General features: G+C 48.1%; 22 protein-coding genes. 6 read left to right on the top strand and 16 right to left on the bottom strand.

All coding sequences use genetic code 11. The annotated features are described in order from the left end of the window. Nucleotide 1: 1 nt before the first annotated feature. A complete protein-coding gene (locus EAT1B_RS15955) occupies nucleotides 2-160 on the top strand; it encodes a hypothetical protein (RefSeq protein WP_158303582.1) in 159 nt (52 codons plus the stop codon). A gap of 101 nt (nucleotides 161-261) precedes the next feature. Continuing rightward, nucleotides 262-1224 carry a quinone oxidoreductase gene (locus EAT1B_RS11120; protein ID WP_015880667.1) on the top strand — a complete coding sequence of 321 codons (963 nt, stop codon included), beginning with the start codon at nucleotides 262-264 and terminating at the stop codon, nucleotides 1222-1224. Nucleotides 1225-1258: 34 nt separating this feature from the next. Here the strand turns inward: EAT1B_RS11120 and EAT1B_RS11115 are convergent, their stop codons facing one another. From EAT1B_RS11115 to EAT1B_RS11085, 7 genes are all read right to left on the bottom strand, one after another. Further along, entirely contained in the window at nucleotides 1259-1504 is a 246-nt protein-coding gene (locus EAT1B_RS11115; protein ID WP_015880666.1) for a hypothetical protein, read from the bottom strand. Between the two features lie 86 nt (nucleotides 1505-1590). Further along, nucleotides 1591-2943 (bottom strand): GH1 family beta-glucosidase, encoded by a 1353-nt coding sequence (locus EAT1B_RS11110; RefSeq protein ID WP_015880665.1) that lies wholly within the window; start codon nucleotides 2941-2943, stop codon nucleotides 1591-1593. Between the two features lie 24 nt (nucleotides 2944-2967). After that, nucleotides 2968-3897: a carbohydrate ABC transporter permease gene (locus EAT1B_RS11105; protein WP_015880664.1), complete on the bottom strand. Its 930-nt coding sequence runs from the start codon at nucleotides 3895-3897 to the stop codon at nucleotides 2968-2970. Nucleotides 3898-3900: 3 nt separating this feature from the next. Beyond that, a complete protein-coding gene (locus EAT1B_RS11100; protein ID WP_015880663.1) occupies nucleotides 3901-4800 on the bottom strand; it encodes a carbohydrate ABC transporter permease in 900 nt (299 codons plus the stop codon). 58 nt (nucleotides 4801-4858) lie between these two features. Further along, a complete protein-coding gene (locus tag EAT1B_RS11095; RefSeq protein WP_015880662.1) occupies nucleotides 4859-6160 on the bottom strand; it encodes an ABC transporter substrate-binding protein in 1302 nt (433 codons plus the stop codon). A 202-nt stretch (nucleotides 6161-6362) separates the two neighbouring features. Next, a complete protein-coding gene (locus EAT1B_RS11090) occupies nucleotides 6363-7376 on the bottom strand; it encodes a LacI family DNA-binding transcriptional regulator (RefSeq protein WP_015880661.1) in 1014 nt (337 codons plus the stop codon). A 146-nt stretch (nucleotides 7377-7522) separates the two neighbouring features. Next, complete coding sequence (locus EAT1B_RS11085) at nucleotides 7523-8395, bottom strand: TetR/AcrR family transcriptional regulator (RefSeq protein ID WP_015880660.1); 873 nt, start codon at nucleotides 8393-8395, stop codon at nucleotides 7523-7525. A gap of 164 nt (nucleotides 8396-8559) precedes the next feature. Between EAT1B_RS11085 and EAT1B_RS11080 the strand changes: the two genes are divergently transcribed. Next, nucleotides 8560-10056, top strand: a complete 1497-nt coding sequence (locus tag EAT1B_RS11080; RefSeq protein WP_015880659.1) for a DHA2 family efflux MFS transporter permease subunit — start codon at nucleotides 8560-8562, stop codon at nucleotides 10054-10056. Nucleotides 10057-10199: 143 nt separating this feature from the next. Beyond that, nucleotides 10200-10823, top strand: a complete 624-nt coding sequence (locus EAT1B_RS11075; RefSeq protein ID WP_148209489.1) for a glucosaminidase domain-containing protein — start codon at nucleotides 10200-10202, stop codon at nucleotides 10821-10823. A gap of 208 nt (nucleotides 10824-11031) precedes the next feature. Here the strand turns inward: EAT1B_RS11075 and EAT1B_RS11070 are convergent, their stop codons facing one another. Both EAT1B_RS11070 and EAT1B_RS11065 read right to left on the bottom strand, forming a co-directional pair. After that, nucleotides 11032-12120 (bottom strand): HAMP domain-containing sensor histidine kinase, encoded by a 1089-nt coding sequence (locus EAT1B_RS11070; RefSeq protein ID WP_015880657.1) that lies wholly within the window; start codon nucleotides 12118-12120, stop codon nucleotides 11032-11034. After that, nucleotides 12117-12809: a response regulator transcription factor gene (locus EAT1B_RS11065; protein WP_015880656.1), complete on the bottom strand. Its 693-nt coding sequence runs from the start codon at nucleotides 12807-12809 to the stop codon at nucleotides 12117-12119. The genes EAT1B_RS11070 and EAT1B_RS11065 overlap by 4 nt, the downstream gene beginning before the upstream one ends. Nucleotides 12810-12979: 170 nt before the next feature. Between EAT1B_RS11065 and EAT1B_RS11060 the strand changes: the two genes are divergently transcribed. Then, the gene (locus EAT1B_RS11060; protein ID WP_015880655.1) at nucleotides 12980-13453 is read left to right on the top strand and encodes a DedA family protein; all 474 of its coding nucleotides are present in this window, start codon (nucleotides 12980-12982) and stop codon (nucleotides 13451-13453) included. Between the two features lies 1 nt (nucleotide 13454). Here the strand turns inward: EAT1B_RS11060 and EAT1B_RS11055 are convergent, their stop codons facing one another. Both EAT1B_RS11055 and EAT1B_RS11050 read right to left on the bottom strand, forming a co-directional pair. After that, nucleotides 13455-14468 carry an ABC transporter permease gene (locus EAT1B_RS11055; RefSeq protein ID WP_015880654.1) on the bottom strand — a complete coding sequence of 338 codons (1014 nt, stop codon included), beginning with the start codon at nucleotides 14466-14468 and terminating at the stop codon, nucleotides 13455-13457. Continuing rightward, nucleotides 14461-15189 carry an ABC transporter ATP-binding protein gene (locus EAT1B_RS11050; RefSeq protein WP_015880653.1) on the bottom strand — a complete coding sequence of 243 codons (729 nt, stop codon included), beginning with the start codon at nucleotides 15187-15189 and terminating at the stop codon, nucleotides 14461-14463. Before EAT1B_RS11050 ends, EAT1B_RS11055 begins: the two co-directional genes overlap by 8 nt. Nucleotides 15190-15360: 171 nt before the next feature. On the opposite strand from EAT1B_RS11050, the gene EAT1B_RS11045 reads away from it, so the two are divergent. Next, entirely contained in the window at nucleotides 15361-15969 is a 609-nt protein-coding gene (locus tag EAT1B_RS11045; protein ID WP_015880652.1) for a TetR/AcrR family transcriptional regulator, read from the top strand. 11 nt (nucleotides 15970-15980) lie between these two features. Here EAT1B_RS11045 and EAT1B_RS11040 read toward each other — a convergent pair whose 3' ends face one another. Genes EAT1B_RS11040 through EAT1B_RS11020 form a run of 5 tightly spaced genes read right to left on the bottom strand, consistent with a single transcriptional unit; the run spans nucleotide 15981 to nucleotide 20453 of the window. Continuing rightward, nucleotides 15981-17279 carry a HAMP domain-containing sensor histidine kinase gene (locus EAT1B_RS11040; RefSeq protein ID WP_015880651.1) on the bottom strand — a complete coding sequence of 433 codons (1299 nt, stop codon included), beginning with the start codon at nucleotides 17277-17279 and terminating at the stop codon, nucleotides 15981-15983. After that, nucleotides 17276-17950, bottom strand: coding sequence for a response regulator transcription factor (locus EAT1B_RS11035; protein ID WP_015880650.1), 675 nt, complete (start codon nucleotides 17948-17950; stop codon nucleotides 17276-17278). Before EAT1B_RS11035 ends, EAT1B_RS11040 begins: the two co-directional genes overlap by 4 nt. A 24-nt stretch (nucleotides 17951-17974) precedes the next feature. Further along, a complete protein-coding gene (locus EAT1B_RS11030) occupies nucleotides 17975-19129 on the bottom strand; it encodes an ABC transporter permease (RefSeq protein WP_015880649.1) in 1155 nt (384 codons plus the stop codon). Further along, entirely contained in the window at nucleotides 19126-19812 is a 687-nt protein-coding gene (locus EAT1B_RS11025) for an ABC transporter ATP-binding protein (RefSeq protein WP_015880648.1), read from the bottom strand. Before EAT1B_RS11025 ends, EAT1B_RS11030 begins: the two co-directional genes overlap by 4 nt. After that, complete coding sequence (locus tag EAT1B_RS11020) at nucleotides 19812-20453, bottom strand: efflux RND transporter periplasmic adaptor subunit (RefSeq protein WP_015880647.1); 642 nt, start codon at nucleotides 20451-20453, stop codon at nucleotides 19812-19814. The genes EAT1B_RS11025 and EAT1B_RS11020 overlap by 1 nt, the downstream gene beginning before the upstream one ends. Between the last annotated feature and the right edge of the window lie 60 nt (nucleotides 20454-20513).

Here is a 20513-nt window from a genome sequence, read left to right as displayed (position 1 = left end):
GATGAAAAGAAAAGTTACCGTCATGTTCACGCTATTTGCATCTTCCTCATTTGCAGCAGGTCTCGCCTTTCAGTCCGTCATTCCTTACATCATAGGTACCCTATTCATTCTCGTGGCCGGGTATCAGGCAGGAAAGCAAATTGAGACGAACAAAGCCTGAGTTCACTACAATGAACTCAGGCTTTTACTTAGGCGTCTCTACAAATATTAGAAGATGCATATGCTATAGTTTGAGTGAATCTAACGAAGGAAGTGATCAGCATGAAGGCACTCGTCTTTCATCAATTCGGTGGTCCCGATGTCTTAACATATGAAGAAGTCCCGACACCAATGCCACAAGTCGATGAAGTATTGGTCCGCACAAAAGCCATCGGATTGAATTATGCCGATGTGTATCGCCGGAAAGGCAACTATCATCTCGTTGGAGAACCGCCATACATTCTCGGATATGAAGGAGCCGGTGTCATCGAGGCGGTCGGGGCGAACGTCACATCGCTTCAAGTCGGGGACCGGATTGCCTTTGCCGATGTCCCGCACGCCAACGCAGAATTTGTTGCCGTCCCGCTCGATAAAGCGATTCCTCTTCCAGATGCCATCTCATTCGAAACAGCCGCATCGACCATGCTTCAAGGATTGACGGCCCATTACCTCGTTCATGACAGCTATCGGATTCAACCTGATGATGTCGCGGTCGTACACGCAGCCGCTGGCGGTGTCGGTCAACTGTTGACGCAAATGATTCAACGTCTCGGTGGACAAGTCATCGGACTCACGTCCACAGTCGAAAAAGTGGCGACTGTCCAAGCGCATGGTGCCCGTGCTTATCGCTATGACGAAGCATGGGTCGAAGCGATTCGTAACGTCACAGACGGTCATGGGGCCGATGTCGTCTATGACTCGGTCGGTTCGACATTAGAGGATAGTTTCGAAGCGACTCGGATTGGCGGGACGGTCGTCTTCTACGGCATGGCCGGAGGTGACCCAACACCGGTAGACCCACGCATGCTCATGGATACGTCCAAGACGTTGACGGGTGGCGACTTATGGAACGTCCTCACCTCAATAGAGGAACGGATTCGCCGGTCACACGAATTGTTCAGCTGGATCGAAGACGGTTCACTCGTCATTCCTCCACCCACGACGTTCGCTTTGTCCGATGGGGCATCGGCCCACGCCTTTTTAGAGAGTCGGAAGAGCCAGGGGAAAATCTTGTTACTTCCATAAATGAACGCCAGCCCGATTTTTCGGTGCTGGCGTTTTACGTATCCTCTTTCCGGAGCGAGTACCCATCCACCTCAAGCAGTCGCATCCGTCTCTGGTCAATCGCCGCATGAATAATCACAGTCACACCTGGATTGAGTTCCATCATCTTTTTGATTTTTCGTAAGTCGTCCCCCTTGATCTCAACTGGCAACACGAACTCGCCTTCTCTCAAATGAACGAATTTGATTTTCCCAAGGTCGTCATAACCCGTCACTTCGTATGTCGCAAACTCGCGTTTCATAGAACATCCCTCCCCTATCCTCGTTCCCAAAAAGATAGCATTCCACACAAAAAATCCATCCCCGTAGCGGTGGGGATGGATGCATATTACGCCTCGACGCTATCCGCGTGTTTGGCTTTATGGTCGGCGATGACACCGGCATACCACTTCGCGCTGTCTTTCCAGATGCGCTCCTGTGTCTCAAAGTCGATATAGAGGATGCCAAAACGCTTCTCATATCCGAAGCTCCATTCGAAGTTATCCATGAGCGACCAGAGGTAGTAGCCTTGAATGTTCATGCCCTCATCGTTCAAATCGGAGACGGCTTCGAGGTGCTGGCGGACGTAGTCGATCCGGTTATCGTCATGGACTTCGCCATTTTCCAGCACGTCGTCAAATGCGGCGCCGTTCTCTGTGATGTAGATCGGAAGGTCAGTATACTCGGCGCGTAAACGACGGATCAGGTCTTTGAATTCGTTCGGGGCGATATCCCAACCCATGCCCGTCTTCTCGTAGTCCGAGTAAGCGTCTGCCTTCAAGAAATCATTTGCTGCGTTAAACTCGACAATGCCACGGCTGTAGAAATTGATACCGAAGAAATCGCAAGCTGTCGAGATTGTCTCCATATCACCCGGTTGGATGAAATCAAAGTTATGCACATATTTGGAGAACAAGTTCATCATGTCGACCGGATACTCACCTTTGAAGACCGGATCGAGGAACCAGCGATTCGAATACCCGTCGGCATTGTTCATCGCAAGGCGGTCATTCGCCGAATCCGTCTTCGCGTACATCGGTGATAAGTTGAGCGTGATGCCGATCGGGGTCGTGGACGTCATCTCTCGCTTCAACAACTCGACCGCTTTTCCGTGCGACAACAAGATATGGTGCACGGCGCGCACCGCTTCGTTCATATCACGATGACCCGGTGCGTGAACACCGACGTGATAGCCGAGGAAGCCGGCACACCAAGGCTCATTGTGAGTGATCCAAGAGTCGACGATGTCATCGAGCTCTTCAAAACAGACTTTCGCATAATCGAGGAACCAGTCGACCGATTCACGGTTGACCCAGCCACCTTCTTCGTGAGCCCACATCGGAAGGTCCCAGTGATAAATGGTGACGGCTGGTTTGATTCCTTCTTCACGGAGACACAGCGCCAAGTTTTTGTAGAACGCCATCCCTTCTGGGTTGTACTCTCCCTTGGCAGGGAAGATTCGTGGCCACGCGATGGAGAATCGATACGTGTCGACACCTAGCTTTTTGATGTGCTTAATGTCTTCTTCGTAACGATGGTAGTGGTCACATGCGACATCGCCGTTATGCTTTTCAAACACGCGCCCGTCGATGTCACAGAACATATCCCAGATGGAAGGAGTACGGCCTCCTTCGTTATGTGCGCCTTCAATTTGGTACGAGGACGTGGCTGTCCCGAATACGAAGTCTTTCTTAAAATGCATAGTGTTTTCCTCTTTTCTCTATATTTATTCTTTGACAGCACCTGCCGAAATACTGCTGACGATGTACTTCGAGAGGAACAAGAAGGCAATCATAATCGGTACGACCGAGATTGCGATGCCCAGGTAAAGCGAGCCGAGGTTCTCTGCGACTTGTGATCCTTTCAAGAAGCCCATCAAAACAGGCAACGTGTATTTCTCAGGCGAGAACAAGAGGACAAGTGGCATCAAGTAGTTGTTCCATGAGCCGATGAACGTGAAAATCGACATCGTCGCAATCGCTGGCATCATCATTGGAAGTGCGATTGTGTGGAAAATACGTAGCTCGCTCGCACCGTCAATCCGTGCCGCTTCAATCAAACTGATGTGAAGCGTCGCTTGCGTATATTGACGGATGAAGAAGACGGTGAACGGTGTTGCAATCGCTGGGACAATCAATGGAATGAACGTGTCCAAAATACCGAGCGTTTTTGAGATCTCATAGAATCCAATGAGTCCGAGTTGCGCTGGCACCATCATCATGACAAGCATGAAGATGAACATCGCATTCTTCCCTCTAAAGTTATAGAACGTAAAGCCGTAAGCCGTTAGGGCTGAGAAGTAACCAGACAAGACCGTCACCGATACAGAGATGATCAAGCTGTTCTTGAAGCCGTTCCAAATGTTGATGTATTCGCTGAGCGTCGCATAGTTGTCTGTGAGCGCCGTCCCCGGAAGAAGTGAGAACCCAGCCATGATTTCTCCATTCGTCCGTGTCGCATTGACAATCATCATCAAGAACGGAATGAAACAGATAATCGCGAGAAGGATGAGCCCTGTATAAATCAAACCTCGTGCGAATCGCTTATTCGTTGTCTTCTTAGAAGGCGGCGCCACTTTAAGCGGACGCTCCTCTTTCCGTTTCGGCTGCGCTTCGCTATCTGGAAGCATTCGCCGTGATTCCGCATTTTGTTCCATTGCTTACGCCCCCTTCTGTGTCGCGCGCTCTTTACGGAACATACCCTTGAAGACGACCGCCGAGAAGATCAGCGTGATCAAGAATAGGCCGTAAGCGACCGCTGACGCATAGCCATAGTTGTTGTACTTGAAGGCTTGGTTGTACAAGTAAAGCACCATCGTGTTCAATGAACCGTCTGGTGAACCGATTCCATCGGTGATCAACATCGGAAGGTCGAACAATTGAAGTCCACCGATGAGTGATGTGATCATGATGTAGAGAAGAATTGGTTTTAAGAGCGGCAATGTCACTTTCGTAAACATCTGCCAACGGTTTGCACCGTCGATGTGAGCGGCTTCGAAATAATCTGTCGAGATTCCTGATACACCCGCCATGACGATGATGAAGGAGTGACCGAACCACATCCATGTCAAAATGAGTGAAACGGATAACTGTGCCGTCACCGGTTCTGCCAACCAGTTGATTGGATCCGAAATCAAGCCGATTTTCATCAACACCATGTTGAGTGAACCGTGCTGCCAGTCGAGCAAAATACCGAACAAGAGCGCGACCGAGCTGATTGTGATCAAGTTTGGAAGATAGAAGAACGAGCGGAAGAACGAGAGTCCTTTTAACTTCAAACGAAGATCAGAGAAGATGAGTGCCAAGAGAAGCGCCAATCCAATCTGCAAGACGAAGTTAATTCCCCAAATTTTGATGGTGTTGAAAAACGCCTCGATAAAGTACGTATCCGTCAACAACCGTGTGTAGTTCGCAAACCCGACGACCTCTTCACCCGGGCTCCCCGTATAGTTCGTGAAGCTATAATAAAGCGTTAAGAGGACCGGATAGATGCTGAATGTCAAGAAGACGACCCAGAACGGGGCGATGAACAGATAGCCGTAACGATCTAGTTTTTTCACGTGTATTTCTCCTTCCATAAGAACCGAGGGGGGAGCTCCCCCCTCGTGTTGGTCATCGTCAGTCTACAACGATGTCTGGATAAGCGTTCTTCGCTTGTTTTTTGAACTCTTCAATCGCTTCTTCTTTTGACTTTTTCCCTTCTACATACTGAAGGACAGATGCACCATAAAGTGTATCGAGCTGTTGGTCGTATTTCGTGACGATACCTGGTGTGATTTCATCTGCTTCATCGAGGAAGAACTCATAGTTGTTTTGTCCGCCGAGGAACTCATCGCTGAAGTCGTCTTTGATCTTGTCTGTGACCGGGTTGAACGCAAGTACGTCGCCTGTCTCTTGTGCCCACTCTGTCAAGAATTCTTCATCCTGTGTCATGAGTTTTACGAAGTCGTAAGCGGCTTCTTTGTTTTTCGATCCTTCATAGACTCCGAGCCATGTACCGCCCCAGAAGTATGGGCTTGGTCCGCTTGTGACAGCCCAGTCACCTGCAGTCTGTTTCGCGTTCTCTTTTAATACAGAGTGGAGACCCCATGTTGGGAGGACGTATGAGAAGACTTGTGTCTCTGTCTCTTTTCCGTTCTCTTTCACTTTGATTGGCTTATCCATTCCTTCGAACCATGATGGTGACCATTCTGGTGCGAGCGCAGTGTATTGCTTCTCACGAAGTTCTTTCGCATAGTCCATGTAGTTGATCTTATCTTCTGTCAAGACGAGTTCGTTTTTATCGTTGACCCACGCTTCTGGGTTTGCTCCTTGTGAGAACCAACGGATCGCACCTTCGTCTGGGAACATCTTGTATCCTTTTTGTTTCATCTTCTCAGCAACTTCGAAGACGCCGTCCATCGAACTCATCATTTCGCCGATTTCAGTCGGGTCGTCTGTACCAAGTACTTCTTTTGCTAAGCTACGTTTGTAGTAAACGCCACCTGGTGTCGTTTGCCATGAAAGAGCGCGAACGTTTCCATCTTTATCTTTCCCGAGGTCAAACACGTACGGGACGTAGTTGTCTGCGATTTCATCGACACTGTATGGCTCGTCCGAAAGGTTTTCCCAATAACCTGCATCAACCCATTGTTTAAGGAATGCGATTTCTCCCGTGAAGACGTCCGGTGCGCCAACGCCACTCTCAAGTGCTGGCTTCAATTTCGTTGGATAGTCCGCGATCGGGACGATAGTCAATTCAACTTTGACACCGTTCTTCTCTTCATAAGTTTTAATTGGTTCTTTTAATTCGTCCGTAAATGACCAAACTTTTAAGACGTCATCTTTTGATTCAGAAGCTCCGCCTTCGCTGTCTGAGCAGCCGCTCAAGACGCCAACTGAAAGTGCTCCGAGTGTAAGTAAGCTGACTAATTTACGCATGTGTTGTTCCCATCCTTTTTATAAGTAATAGTAGAAAGCGCTTGCAAAAAGAGGTTTAAAATTATCGAAAGCGCTTTCGGTTTAGTTGAAATAAAATATCGAAAGCGGTTTCGATTTTCTCTAAAAATGACTTTCGAAATCGCGCTCCCCTCTCCATCCACTGAAGAAAAGAGAGCGACTTCGAAATATCATTGGCTATAAATCACTGTTTGACCGGTGCACAGGATGCCCGTTCGACTAAGCGTACCGGAATGACGCGACGTTCAGTGAGTCGCTCTTTCGCGGTCATTTGTTCAAGTAAAAGTTCTGCTGCCGCTTCCCCGATTTCGTCCGTATCTTGGCGAATCGTGGTCAGTTTCGGCGTGATGTATTGAATCATTTCAATGTCATCATATCCGATGACAGAGATGTCATTCGGGACGTGAAGACCGTGTTCGTGAATGGCTTCGATGACACCGATTGCCATTTGATCCCCGGCCACAAAGACTGCAGTCGGTTGATCGTCTAGTTCAAGCAATCGTTCCATCGCTTGCTTGCCTTCCTCAACCGAGAAGAAACCGGCGTTGACGAGGTAGCCCGGTCGAATCGGAAGGTCCAGCTCTTGCATCGCAAGTTCATATCCTTTGATCCGTGCCGCTCCAGCGTCAATCGTCTCATCCCCAGCGATGTGGGCAATTTTACGGTGACCGAGTTCATAGAGATAATTCACGGCGAGACGAGCTCCTTCGATGTTGTCGGAATAGACGACGCTACAGTTAGCGCTGTCCATATCCACGACGACGATCGGGATGTCGCTTCGCATGAGCTCTTGAACTTGCTCATCCATTCGGTCCGAGCAGATGACGACGATGCCGTCGACCGCACGGTGTTTAAAATGTTCGAGGTAACTCATGTCACGATTGCGCAGATTCCGCGAGGCGAAAATCAAATCGTAGCCCTGCTCCTCTGTCGCGTGACGAAAACTTTCGATGATTCCGTTAAAGAACGGGTGCTTCATCCCGACTTCATTCGCTTCTGAGAACATGACCCCAATCGCCCATGATTTTTTCGTCGATAACGACTGGGCATGTGCGTTCGGCAAATAGTCCATCTCAGCAGCGGCTTGAAGAATCTTCGCTCTCGTCTTGTCACTCACGTCTTTATAATTGTTCAACGCTTTGGACACTGTCGTGATTGAGAATCCTGTTTTTTTGGCTAAATCATAAATCGTACCCATTTCATTCTCCTCTTCCCGAAAGCGCTTTCGGTAATTTGATTGTAGCGTATGGATTTGTAGGAATCAATTCTTTTTCGAGGAAACTTTTTGATTCTTTTTTCCATTCCTTATTTCTTCTATATTACTGTATCGGGAAATTTTTGTCCTTAATGTGTCCGCGTATACAACCACACGAGATTCGTAAATTTTTGCACTTCTGTTTCGCCCGTTACGCCTTTAAATAGACGCTGGAACGGCTTCAACAATTGCTCTAACACGATTTTTCGAAGACGCTCTTGTTTGAGCTCGTACGATATCGCATCGAACAAATCACGTTGTTCTTCCGTCATCTCGACATGCTCATCGATGCGAGCAGCCATCTCAATCAATTCTTCGATTGTAATGAGATGCTTATCTGTCGTCCCGCGCATTTGCTCGACCGTGACCGGGTTCAAGACGTGCTCCCCTGTCTCCATCATTCGAGCGGCAATCAATTCGACATACGCGTATAAACTTCGAACGACCTTTTGAGGAGAGTAAGCGGCATTCGTGATTCGATTCGTGAACAAGATATGTTGTAACATTCCGTTGAAGAGAACCGTTAATTCCATCGAATACGGTCTGACAGCCTCTCCGATAATTTCCGTCAAACGCATCGCAATCCATTCAATTTCATAAATACGATGTTGAAGTACGAGTTTCTTCAATTCATTCTCGTTTGACGACATGATTGATTCAAATAACGCATGTAAGTTCCGCTCTTCGTTCAATTGAATCAATATCGAGATTTGCTCGATAAAGACGTCACGATCTCGTTTATCCCGCCCCATCTGCATTTCGATCCGGCGCTGTCCTGCATCATATCGTAAGTTCTCGAGGATACTGGCCACGCAATCCGTCTTCGATGAGAAGTAGTTATAAAACGTCCCTTTGGAGATGTTGGCACGGTCGATAATCTCTTGCACCGATGTGTGTTGCACTCCATTTTCAATGAAGAGAGACATGGCAATATCTGCGACTTTTCTTTTTTTCTCTTTCATTCTTACATGGCTCCGTTCTGTCTGGTTTGTACCTTTACTATAGCACCGAAAACCATTTTAGACTAATAGTACAAAAAGGTTGCTTTATTTATACAACGGGTATAAAATCATTTCATCGACACTTACCAACACATAACTATTTAGAAAATAAAGGAGCCATCCATATGAAACCAGAATTCCAAAAGAAACCGCCTTACGTTATGCTGGCGGTCCTCTTTGCGGGTGCGTTTATCGCATTTTTAAACAACTCATTACTCAACGTCGCGCTCCCATCGATCATGGTCGACCTCGAGATTGCAGACTACTCGACCGTTCAATGGCTCGCGACAGGCTTTATGCTCGTGACAGGTGTACTCGTCCCGGCATCCGCCTATTTGATCACTCGTTTTTCTAACCGAAGCTTGTTCATCACCTCGATGAGTATCTTCGCCATCGGTACGGCGATCGCGGCCTTCTCGCCAAACTTTGGCTGGTTGTTGAGCGGTCGGATGATTCAAGCCGTCGGAGCCTCGACAATGGGACCACTCTTGATGAACGTCATGCTCGTCAGCTTCCCTCGTGAAAAACGGGGAATGGCGATGGGAATCTTCGGGCTCGTCATGATCTCGGCACCTGCGATTGGACCGACACTCTCGGGTTATATCGTCGAGTACTATGACTGGCGCGTCTTATTCGAAATGATTTTACCGCTCGCCATCATCGGTCTCGCGCTCGCTGTTTGGAAAGCGGAGAACGTCATGGTCCAAAACAAAGACCAATCTCTCGATTACTTGTCACTCGTCTTATCGACACTCGGATTTGGTGGAATTTTGTACGGTGTCAGCTCAGCAAGCTCGGACGGCTGGGATAACCCAATCGTCTTGGCGACGATGATTGTCGGTGCCATCTCATTGATCGCCTTCATCTACCGCCAGCTTCATATGGAAAAACCATTACTCGACTTGCGTGCTTACAAACATCCGATGTTCGCACTCGCGTCAGTCATTGCGATGGTCAATGCGGTCGCCATGTTCTCCGGTATGATTTTGACACCGGCTTACGTCCAAAGCGTACGTGGCATCTCGCCACTCGATTCAGGGCTCATGCTTCTCCCTGGTGCGATCATCATGGGAATCATGTCGCCAATCACGGGTAAACTGTTTGACCGATTCGGGCCAAAATTATTGGCAATTACCGGATTGACCATCACCGCCGTATCGACGTACATGCTCGCTCACGTCCAACTTGACTCGACGTACACGTATATCGTCTTAACGTACACATTGCGTATGTTCGGGATGTCGATGGTCATGATGCCGATCATGACAAATGGACTCAACCAGTTACCGACTCGCCTCAATCCGCACGGAACGGCCATCAACAACACGGCCCAACAAGTATCTGGTGCGATTGGTACGGCAGTCCTCGTCACTATCATGAACTCGGTGACACGCACGGAAGCTGAATCATTGATGACCGGAATTGATCCTGCGACACTCACTGAGAGCTCGATGGGTGCCATCACTCAGCAAGCCCTCTTGTCTGGGATTCAATATTCGTTCTATGTCGCACTCGGGATGAACCTCTTGGCACTCGTTTTAGCATTTTTCGTGAAACGCGTGGATGTACGGAAGTTCGATGACAATGTAGAAGCTATTGAAGAATTGAAACAAGCGAATTAATAGGAAAAGCCGTTCTGAATGAATTGATTCAGAGCGGCTTTTTTAATTTCTCATTCCCTACATAAATAAATCTGAAATTAAAATTTAATCCTAATATGGTATTATTTCTCAATGGATAAAATTCGTTTAGGAGGGTACATATGATGAAAAAAGTGTTTAGCTTGATGATCGCATTTCTGCTGATCACATCTTCTCTTCTCTCGACCGCATCAATCGTTGAGGCGGCCCCGAAGAAGCAGAATAGTGCTATTATGGGAGTATCGGCTTTGACTCCGCAACAAATGGCGGATTACGTAAAAAAGAAGAATCCTCGTGATGTCCGACTCGCAAAAACGTCTGTCGAAGATTTGGCGAAACTCTTCGTCATCATCGGCGCTAAGGAAGGTGTTCGTGGGGATGTCGCATTCGCACAAGCATTGAAAGAGACCGGTTATTTCCGTTACGGTGGCGATGTCCTTCCGAAGCAGCATAACTACTCTGGAATCGGGACGACTGGAAATGGTGTAAAAGGTCACTTTTTCCGTTCCCCACAACAAGGGGTGACTGCTCAAATTCAGCATCTAAAAGCATACGCTTCAAACGATGCACTGAACACGAAACAAGTCGACCCACGCTTCCATCTCGTCAAGCGAGGCTCTGCGAAAACGTGGCCATCTCTTCACCAAAAATGGGCCATGCAGCCGAAAGGAAATTACGGGACCGAGATTCTTTCGATTTATCAAGAAATGTCGAAAACACCAAAACGTGTCGCTAAAGCAAAACGATGAGGAAATGTAGGGGTGAAAGAACGTGACGTGCAAACAAGTTAGACTCGCGAGCGGAATCGCATTATTCGTGACCGGCGTGATGTTGTTACTCAAACGCTAATGAGCATTTCGGACAATGGTCCGAGTGCTTTTTTTTTGAGGTTATTTGCTCGACACAAAAAGTCGCAGCCTTTTATGAACTACGACTTTCAAAACGAAGGACAGCTATTTACTCACGTTCTATATGTTGATGAGTCGGAAACGATACCCGAAAACAAATGATCTGACCCTCTAGCGGTTCCGCTGTCAACTGTCCTCCATGTAACAAAATGATTTGACGGGCAATCGATAGACCCAATCCATCACCTGGAGTGACCCCTCTCGACGAATCGACGCGATACGTGCGATCAAAGAGATGGGGGATGGCTTCAATCGTTTCAGCCGTTGTCGCATTTGAAATAGACCATTCAATCTGTTGTCCTTTCGTTTGAAGTCTAATCTCGATTGGACTCGTTTGCTCGGCGTATTTCCAAGTATTCGAGAAAAGATTTTCAAATACACGAATGAGCTGTTCTTGATCAGCCTCTATCCATCGGTCAGATTGAATCGACAGGTGTAATCGATGACCTCTTTCCTTAAATAACGGCTCCATCTCGTGGATGAGCTGGGTCGTCAACAAACTCAAGTTGAGTTTCTGTTTTTTTAGTTGCATGTGTGGGGCATAGAGGCGGTTCACGTCCATCAACTGATCGAGTAGATGTTCAAGCTGCGCCGTTTTTTCATTCAGAATACGAAAATGATTGTTCTCTTCAGCTGTCAGCTCGCGGTTCATTTGCAGGAGTTGCGTATAGCCTTTGATGCTCGTGAGCGGTGTCCGCAAATCGTGCGACAGGTTGGAGAATAGTTGATTCCGCTCTTCTTCATGCGCCCGTTCCTTCTCAAATAATTCACTTAATTGAGCTGACATCCGATTCACACTCTCTCCAAGCGACGCGATTTCGTCTCGACCCTCCACTTTGACAGTTCGACCGAGGTCACCGTTTGCAATCTGTTCAATCTCACTCGATAAATACGTGATTTTTCGAAGTGTTTTCCGCATCATCAGGGAAAATCCAATAATAAAGATCAAAATAACAATGAACGTCACCCCTAAAAACATAAGATTGGACGTCAGCGGATCTGGTGTTGTTTCGTTCTCAATGTAGTATAAACTGATCGAATAGCCCATGATTAAAAAAGCAATCGTCGCAATCAATGCATTGACTAAAATGATACCAATCAACTTCACTAGCAAGCGATCCCATTGTCTCCGTCTCATAATCGATACCCCACGCCCCACACCGTCTTGATAATGGTCGGTTTTCGTGGTGTGTCTTCTAACTTTTCTCGGATTTTTGTGATGTGGACCATCACTGTGTTGTCGACCTCAAATGCTGCCTCACCCCACACCGCCTCGTAAATCTGTTCAACTGTTAACACTTGATTCGGATGACGCATAAAATAGGCGAGAATATCAAACTCTTTCGGTGTAAGTCGAATCAACATCTCATCCTTTCGACATTGTCGCGTCTGTAAATCAAGTGTCACATTTTCAAAGACGAGTGTACTCGTGAGGTCTGCTCGATCTGACCCATAATCACGATATCTTCTGAGTAACGATTTGACACGCAGCGTCACTTCAAGTGGGTTAAACGGTTTTTTAATGTAGTCGTCCGCTCCAACGGAAATGCCTTGCATCAAATCCAAGTCGCTCGTTTTGGCTGTGAGCATCAAAATCGGCATAAACTGCGTCTTTCGAATTTCAATACAAGCTTCAATCCCACCCATGACAGGCATCATCAAATCTAGAATGAGTAAATCGATCGTTTCGGTCGACGCGAGGTCGAGCACTTCTTGTCCATTTTTCGCAAATCGGAGTGCATATCCTTCATTTTTTAAATAGATAGCAAGTAATTCTCGAATCGCTTCATCGTCGTCAGCGATACAGATGACGGGTTGTGAACGCATCTCTTTCCTCCTCGTTTTTCACTAGTAAACTACATTCATTTCCTCTATTAATGAGTGTAACAAACTCAGTAACGGCACTTCCTTTCCAACTTCTTAAGATTTCTTAAGAGAATACTAAAAACTCCTTACGCTTGCGAGTGAATACTAGACAAGGTAAGGAGTGAATTATTATGGAAATGATCATACATTATGGCATGCTTGCCATCGGTATCATGTTTACCCCATTATCTGACGACGTCTTGATGATCACCCATCTGACGGTCGCGGATGCCTTTATTCCAGGCTGGCTTTTATTCGTCTCCACGTGGATTCTCTTCACGCTCACATTCGGCTGGTTTTATTTAATCGGGAAAGGGCTTCATCGTATCCTACCCGTGCGACAACGCGAATCTCGTTATCTCAAGAGAGCTGAGGCGTTTTACCAAAAATATGGAGCACGCACCATTATAATTTCTTATTTTATCCCTGGCCTTCGGCACCCGCTCCATTACATCGCCGGGTTCACATCGCTCAAACTTCGCACGTATGCGTTCTATACGACCATCTCTGCATTTTTCTATACGGGTGCTTGGTTTCTCGTCATCGGACTGGCCAATCAAATCCCGGCGTTTCAACAGTTTCAAGACTGGGTGTTGTCCTTTTAACTTAGTGTCCTCTGTATTTCCCGAGCGCCCGCATATTCAAGAGGTACAAGACACCTGCATAGAGAATCAAACCGAGTAAATACATCCAGATGCCTGAGAAGCCACTTCCGTAAATCATGACTTCCTTGATCGCTGTCGCTCCGTAGAAGATTGGCATGACGTAACTCAAGTTCCCGAGACCGTATGGAATCAAGTCGAGCGGGATGAGTCCCGAGAAGAACACTTGCGGGATGATAGTGAACGGAATCATCTGTACGACTTGTAGTTCCGATCGGGCAAACACCGAGATGGTCGCCCCGAAGAGCACCGCCGTACCCGCCATGAGTAGCATCGTCAACATGACCCACGCCATATTCCCGAGCGAAGACAGACCTAGCACATAAATCGAATAGAGCACGATGAAAATCGACTGGACGACCGCAAACGTCCCGTACCCGAGTGTATATCCTAAAATGACTTGCCCTCGCTTGATCGGAGTCATCAACAGTCGTTCGAGCGTACCGCCACTCCGTTCTTTGACGAGTGCCATCGCCGATAGGATGAACACGAAGAAGAACGAGAAGAGGGATAGGAAGACAAACCCGAACGAATCGAACGTCGACTGTCCTTCTTTCCCATAGACGAATGACGTATCGATCTCGGCTGCGGGATTGAGCGTCGTCAACGCATCTTGAATCTCACCAACCGCCTTCGACGACTTCGTCGAAGGTTCGCGTAACGTGATGGTCGTTCCTTCTTGATTCATTTCAAACACGGCATCGACATGTTCATTGTCTTCGATATATACTTTTGGATCATCGAACGATGCCTGTTCCACTTCGAGCGTCTCATCTTCAAACGCATTGACGAGCTGTTCGGGTGCACTGTCGTCCAGGACGACAGTCGGCACGTAATCCGAGTCCCCGAGTAAGAAGTAGACGAGTGTCAAAATAAGAAGTGGCGCAATCAAAATCAAGGCGACGCTTCGTTTATCATTCAACGTCTGAAAGATGACACGCTTTGCTAAGTTACGCATGGTCACCCACCTCCTCTTTCCCAGCAATCAAGAACAGTTCTTCGACGCGACCGTTCTCGGTCTGGTCGAGCAAATCTTGCACATGGTCATAGGCGATCAACCGTCCATTATAGACGAGCGCGGCTCGATCACATTCGAGCACTTCATCCATGACGTGCGTCGAGACGATGATGGTCGTCCCTTCCCTCCGAATCACTTGAAACTGATCCCAAATTTGACGGCGTAAGATTGGATCGATTCCGACCGTCGGTTCATCAAGAAACAACACGTCCGGCTTATGCAAAATGGCGATAGCCAAGGACAGGCGTTTCTTCATCCCGCCTGAAAAATTGCGGACGAGCTTATTCCGGTCGTTCGTTAAATCGACAAGGTTGAGCACTTCGGTGATGCGTTCTTGGAGCGCCTTTTTCCCTAACTTATAAATCGACCCGAAGAAGGCGAGGTTCGCTTCGGCCGACAAGTCTTCGTACAAGCCATCGTTCTGCGGCATAAATCCGATTTGTTGGAGCATGTCCATGTTTGGCATCTTCGTTTCGCCGATGTGTACACTTCCTTTGTCCGGTGCGAGGGCGCCAATCATGAGTCGGATGAGCGTCGTCTTCCCAGATCCAGACGGTCCGAGTAAGCAGCAAATCTCTCCGGATGGGATGGTGAAGTCGATATTGTCGATGGCGAGTTGGTCGCCGAACGACTTGTCGACGTGTTGCAGTTGAATGTTCATTTCTGTCACTCCTTTTCGGCGCCTCATCGTGTATACTCAAGATAATCGACACCGTGTTGGTTTATATGTTCAGTATAGTTCCCGTTCACGGTGGCAACAATCGTCAATATCGGTCATCGTGTCGGTTTTCCGACAGATGGAATGAATGTGTTGAGGAAAAGGAGAAATAATATGGAACAAACTGACTTACGCGTCATCCGGACGAAGAAGCTGATCAAAGATGCCTTCTTTAGTCTCATTGAGGAACAGGGATTTGAGGCCGTCACCGTCAAGCAATTGACTGAACGAGCCGGCATCAATCGAGGCACCTTTTATAGTCACTATGTGGATAAGTTCGAATTGATGGAAAAATGCGTCAACGAAATCTTTGAAGAGGCTGAACGGAAGTTGATTCATCATCTCCCCCACATCTTTGGAGACGAGCGAACCGACAACTCGTACCATTACCTCGTCCCGTTCATCCGCTTCATCGAAGACAACCAAATCATCATGAAGCCGCTCCTCGGACCGAACGGAGACCCGATGTTCCAGGCAAAACTTCGAAAATTTATGCAAGCTGCCTTGTTTCAGCGCTCGCCTGTAACCTTGTTTAATCCGGATAAGATGCTGGTCCCGCCTCCATATCTCGTCGCCTATCTTTCTTCGGCTCACATGGGCGTCATCTATGAGTGGTTAAACAATCCGTCTTCGGAAGAGACAGCGGAAGACATCGCCCGGATTATCTATACGATCACCTATGAAGGACCGCTCGTTGCCGGCGGTGTGAATCTACGAAAATAAGGACAGGTGCTTTACCTGTCCTCCTTTGGAAAGACGACCTTCGCCGTTGTCCCAATCTGTTTCTCACTCGATAATGTAATCTCTCCACCATGTAACTGTACGATTTGACGGGCGATGGCTAGCCCTAGTCCTGAACCGTTGCGATGACGAGATGTGTCGGCCTGATAAAAGCGTTCGAACGCTCGGTCCACTTGTTCAGGTGTCATGCCTTCTCCTTCGTCGCGAATCTCGCATGTGATATGCGTCGCATCTTCTTTGACTAGAAGATGCAGTGTACTTTCTTCATATGCATATTCGACAGCATTTTGTAGGAGGTTCGTCCAAACTTGCTGTAGAAGGGAAGCATCCCCCTTCATCACGACTTCGTCCATAGTCAAATCTAGCTTCATTCGTTTGCGTGTCATCTCTGAGTCTAAGGATAAGATTGTCTCCCGAATCTGCTCACTGAGAGACAGTTCTGTCGCATGTAGACCGACAATCGTGTGGTCTAATTTCGCCAGCCGGAGCACGTCTTGTGACAAACGCGATAGTCGCTTTCCTTCACGCTCAATTTTATCGGCATACTCAATTTGCTTTTCAGAAGTTCCGCCTCTTTTCAACAACGTGGCATATCCTAAAATCGAAGCGACCGGCGTCTTAAATTCATGTGCCATCACGGATGCCAATTCCTCATTCTTCGTTTCATTCGTTTCAAGCGTCTCGGTCATCTGATTGAACTGCTTCGCGAGCATGCCGATCTCATCTGTTGCCACGTCATGGATTCGTACCGACAAGTCTCCAGTAGTCACACGGCTGACGGCGTCCGTGACACGGTCGATGCGTCGCGTCATCAGGCGAACGGCGAAGAGAATGAGAACACTTGAAATGAGTGCTGTCAGGAACAAGGTCTGTAACGACACGTCACGAAAGATTGAAATCGGATTCTCGTCTGCGTTCGGAGACAACGTGACCACAGTCTCGTCGAGTAAAAAAGCGACTTGTGGAAGACGGTCCGTCTGTGACAGCACTTCACCCCGTTCTAATGTCGCTCGTTCCGAAATGCTCCATTTCGCACGGTCATAACGCATCGTCTGGGCATTCAGTGTCGCATCATCAAAGAGGTCCAAGACCGCATCAGATGCTAGACCGTAATCTTGTGAGGCCATCTGCATGCTGTTGGCCCGGTCTACCAACATTTCTTCGACTTGTGTCTTCAGTGCATTGAACTGAAAGGTCAAAAAAATCGTGAACGTCAAGAGGATTGGAATCAACAAGAGCCCGAAGAAAATCATTAAAAATCGTCCGTAGATGGTACTAATAAATCGTTTCATCTTTTCAGCTCCAATCGATAACCGAGTCCCCACACCGTACTGATCTGAAATGCATCAATCGGCTTAAGACGCGCACGCAGTCGATTAATATGGACGTCGACCGTTCGGGTCTCACTCTCCGTCTCATATCCCCAAATCCGGTCTAACAGTTGTTGCCGGGTGAAGACTTGATTCAAATGCGTCGCCAAAAAATAGAGGAGTTCAAACTCTTTGCGAGGGAGTTCGATCGTCTCAGAAGTCGTTTCTAACGTCATCGTCGTCTCATCGAGTACGCAGTCGTTCAACTGAATCTGATGACTGTGATGAATGCGCGCTCGTCGTAACAATGCCTCAATTCGTAATTCAAGTTCTTCAAGATCGATCGGTTTCACGACATAGTCATCTGCTCCGGCATGAAACCCGCGCTTTTTGTCATTCATCGCATCGAGGACCGTCAGCATGAGCACTGGGAGCGTATACCCGGCGTCACGTAATTGTCCCGTCAGTTCACGCCCATCCAATCGTGGCATCATCACGTCGGTAATGAGCAAATCGATTGGCTCACGGTCGAGCCAATCGAGTGCTTCTTCTCCATCTTTTGCATGAAGGACACGGTAACCGGCCACCGTCAAATAATCGACTAATAAACCGCCGAGCGTCTCATCATCTTCTGCGAGTAAAATGGTGACCATGTTGTTTCCCTTCTTTCTAATGGCTTATACGTTTCGCAACGCTTCAATCGGTTGCAAGTTCGAGGCTTTCCGAGCTGGAATATAGCCGAACACGACCCCGATTACGACAGAGAAACCGAGTGCCAATCCGACAGTTGAACTTGCCAATGTGAACGGTACGCCCATGACGAGCGTCAGTCCGAAGGCAAGCAGTCCGCCAATCAAGACACCGACGAGCCCTCCGAGCATCGAAAGCAGGACGGACTCAAACAAGAACTGTTGTCGAATCTTACCAGGTGTCGCACCGAGTGCTTTACGCAGTCCGATCTCGCTTGTTCGTTCGGTCACCGAAACGAGCATCATGTTCATGATGCCGATGCCTCCGACGAGTAAAGAAATCGAAGCGATGCCGACGAGGAGCATGCTGAGCAGCGCATTGATTTGATCGATGGAAGCGAGTGCGTCCTCAAAGCTCGTCACTGTAAAGGCGTCACGTCCATTGAACGCGGTCGTCAGCTGTTGTGTCACTTCATCCTGTACGACAGCTGAAGCACCCGGTTCGGTATATAAATCAAACGTGGCAATCGTCCCTTGATGAAACTGCGTCAGTGCAGTCGTCACAGGGATGACGATGGCCTCGTCTGTCGACATGGAAAATTCCGATGATGGCGCAAGCGTTCCAACGACGGTGTAACGAATCCCACCAACGGAAATCTCTTCCCCGAGAGGAGAGGATGTCGGAAACGCCTCTTTCGCAATCGTTTCTCCGAGCAAGGCGACACGCGTCTGTTGATTGACGTCGAGTGGTGTCAATCCGCGCCCGGTTGCGACAACCGAATCGTCTTTGAAGAACGCTTCACTTTTCCCAAGAATGGTTTGTTGTTCCGTCTGCCCCGCTACATATACATCGGTCATTTGACTCAGCGTCGGAGAGAGTGAGGCGATCCCTTCAATGGCTTCGAGCCGATCCATGTCCGCCATACTGACACCGGATTTCCCATCTTCTCCGATTTGAACGGTCATACGATCAGCTCCAAACGTCGCGACTTCATCGTTAATGGAATCGGTCACACCGGAAATGATCGTCATCAAGGCAATAATCGAAGCCGTCCCGATGACAATCCCTAAAATCGTCAAGAAGGAGCGCATCTTGTGACTGATGACCGTCAACCAAGCCATGCGTATATTTTCTCGAATCATCGCACCCGTTCCTCCTTTTCAATCTTCCCGTCACGCACATGTACGATACGAGTCGCTTCTTTGGCGATATCGATATCATGGGTGATCATGATAATTGTCTTTCCTTCCGCATGTAGCTCGTGAAAGAGCGCTATGATTTGACGACCGTTCGTTTGATCTAACGCGCCCGTCGGCTCATCCGCAAGAAGAAGCGATGGATTCGTCACGAGCGCCCGAGCGATGGCGACACGTTGCTGCTGACCACCTGATAACTGATTTGGAAAGTGGTCCATCTTATCGCTTAATCCGACACGTGCTAACATCTGTCGAGTTCGTTCCTGTCTTTCCGCTTTTGAAGATCGTTGATAAATGAGCGGAAGTTCCACGTTCTCTCGAGCACTCAACCGAGGGAGTAGATTGAATTGCTGAAAGATAAACCCGATGCGTTCATTTCGAAAAAGGGAGAGCTCCGTTTCGGACAATCCGGTCACATCTTTGTTCCCAAACCGGTAACGACCGCTCGAATAACCATCGAGACAACCAAGGATGTTCATGAGTGTCGACTTCCCTGAGCCGGATGGACCCAAAATGGCGACGAACTCTCCTTCTTTCACTTCTAAATCGATTCCTCGTAATACGGTCTGCCGATTGTCACCCTCCCCGTACGATTTAGTCAATTGTTCGACCGAGATGAGTGTCGTCATTATTGTCCACCTCCGATTCGTGGAGGCATCAACCCGCCACTCGTCGTCTCATCGAGTAAGAGTACTTCGGTCTCGTCTAATCCATCTTTGATCTCGACTCGGCTTCCGTCTGTCAAACCAAGCTCGACCTGTCGTTTCACTGGACCCTCGTCTCCTTGCACATACACGTATGCATCCTCATCCTCAAACGTGATGCTGTCGAGCGACAATGTCTCTGCATCTTCCGCGCGATCGACGACTAGACTGCCTTCTAACGTCATCCCATTCCGTAAATTGTCCGTCTCAGGGAGGGTCACAGTCATCGCATAGCGAGCGGATGCGCCTGGTGTGGTCATCGGTTCTGCTTCCTCTGCGATGACGTCGATTGTTCCATCCAACTCTGCATCGAGCGCCGTCACATAAATCTTCAATGCATCCCCTTCATTCACTTTGCCGATATCTCGCTCATCGACCATGAATCGACCTGTCGATTCTTCTCCGACTGTCGTAACTTGTCCCGCAAACGTGTAACGATTTTCAATCGTCTCAATCGAGACGGATTCCGTTTTATATTCAGTTGTATCCGGCATCAAGAAGACTCCAGCTCCTAATGTAAGGGCGAGCACACCGATCCCTATGCCCCATTTCACTTTTTTGTTCATCCTGTGTTCCTCCTTATTGTTGATACGTTAAGGATAAACACAAGTTGTAAACAAAATATA

Source organism: Exiguobacterium sp. AT1b (assembly GCF_000023045.1).
In the GTDB taxonomy this organism is placed as follows: Bacteria; Bacillota; Bacilli; order Exiguobacteriales; family Exiguobacteriaceae; genus Exiguobacterium.
The sequence above is the reverse complement of the archived record's forward strand: the minus strand, read 5'-3'. Positions and strand labels throughout refer to the sequence as shown.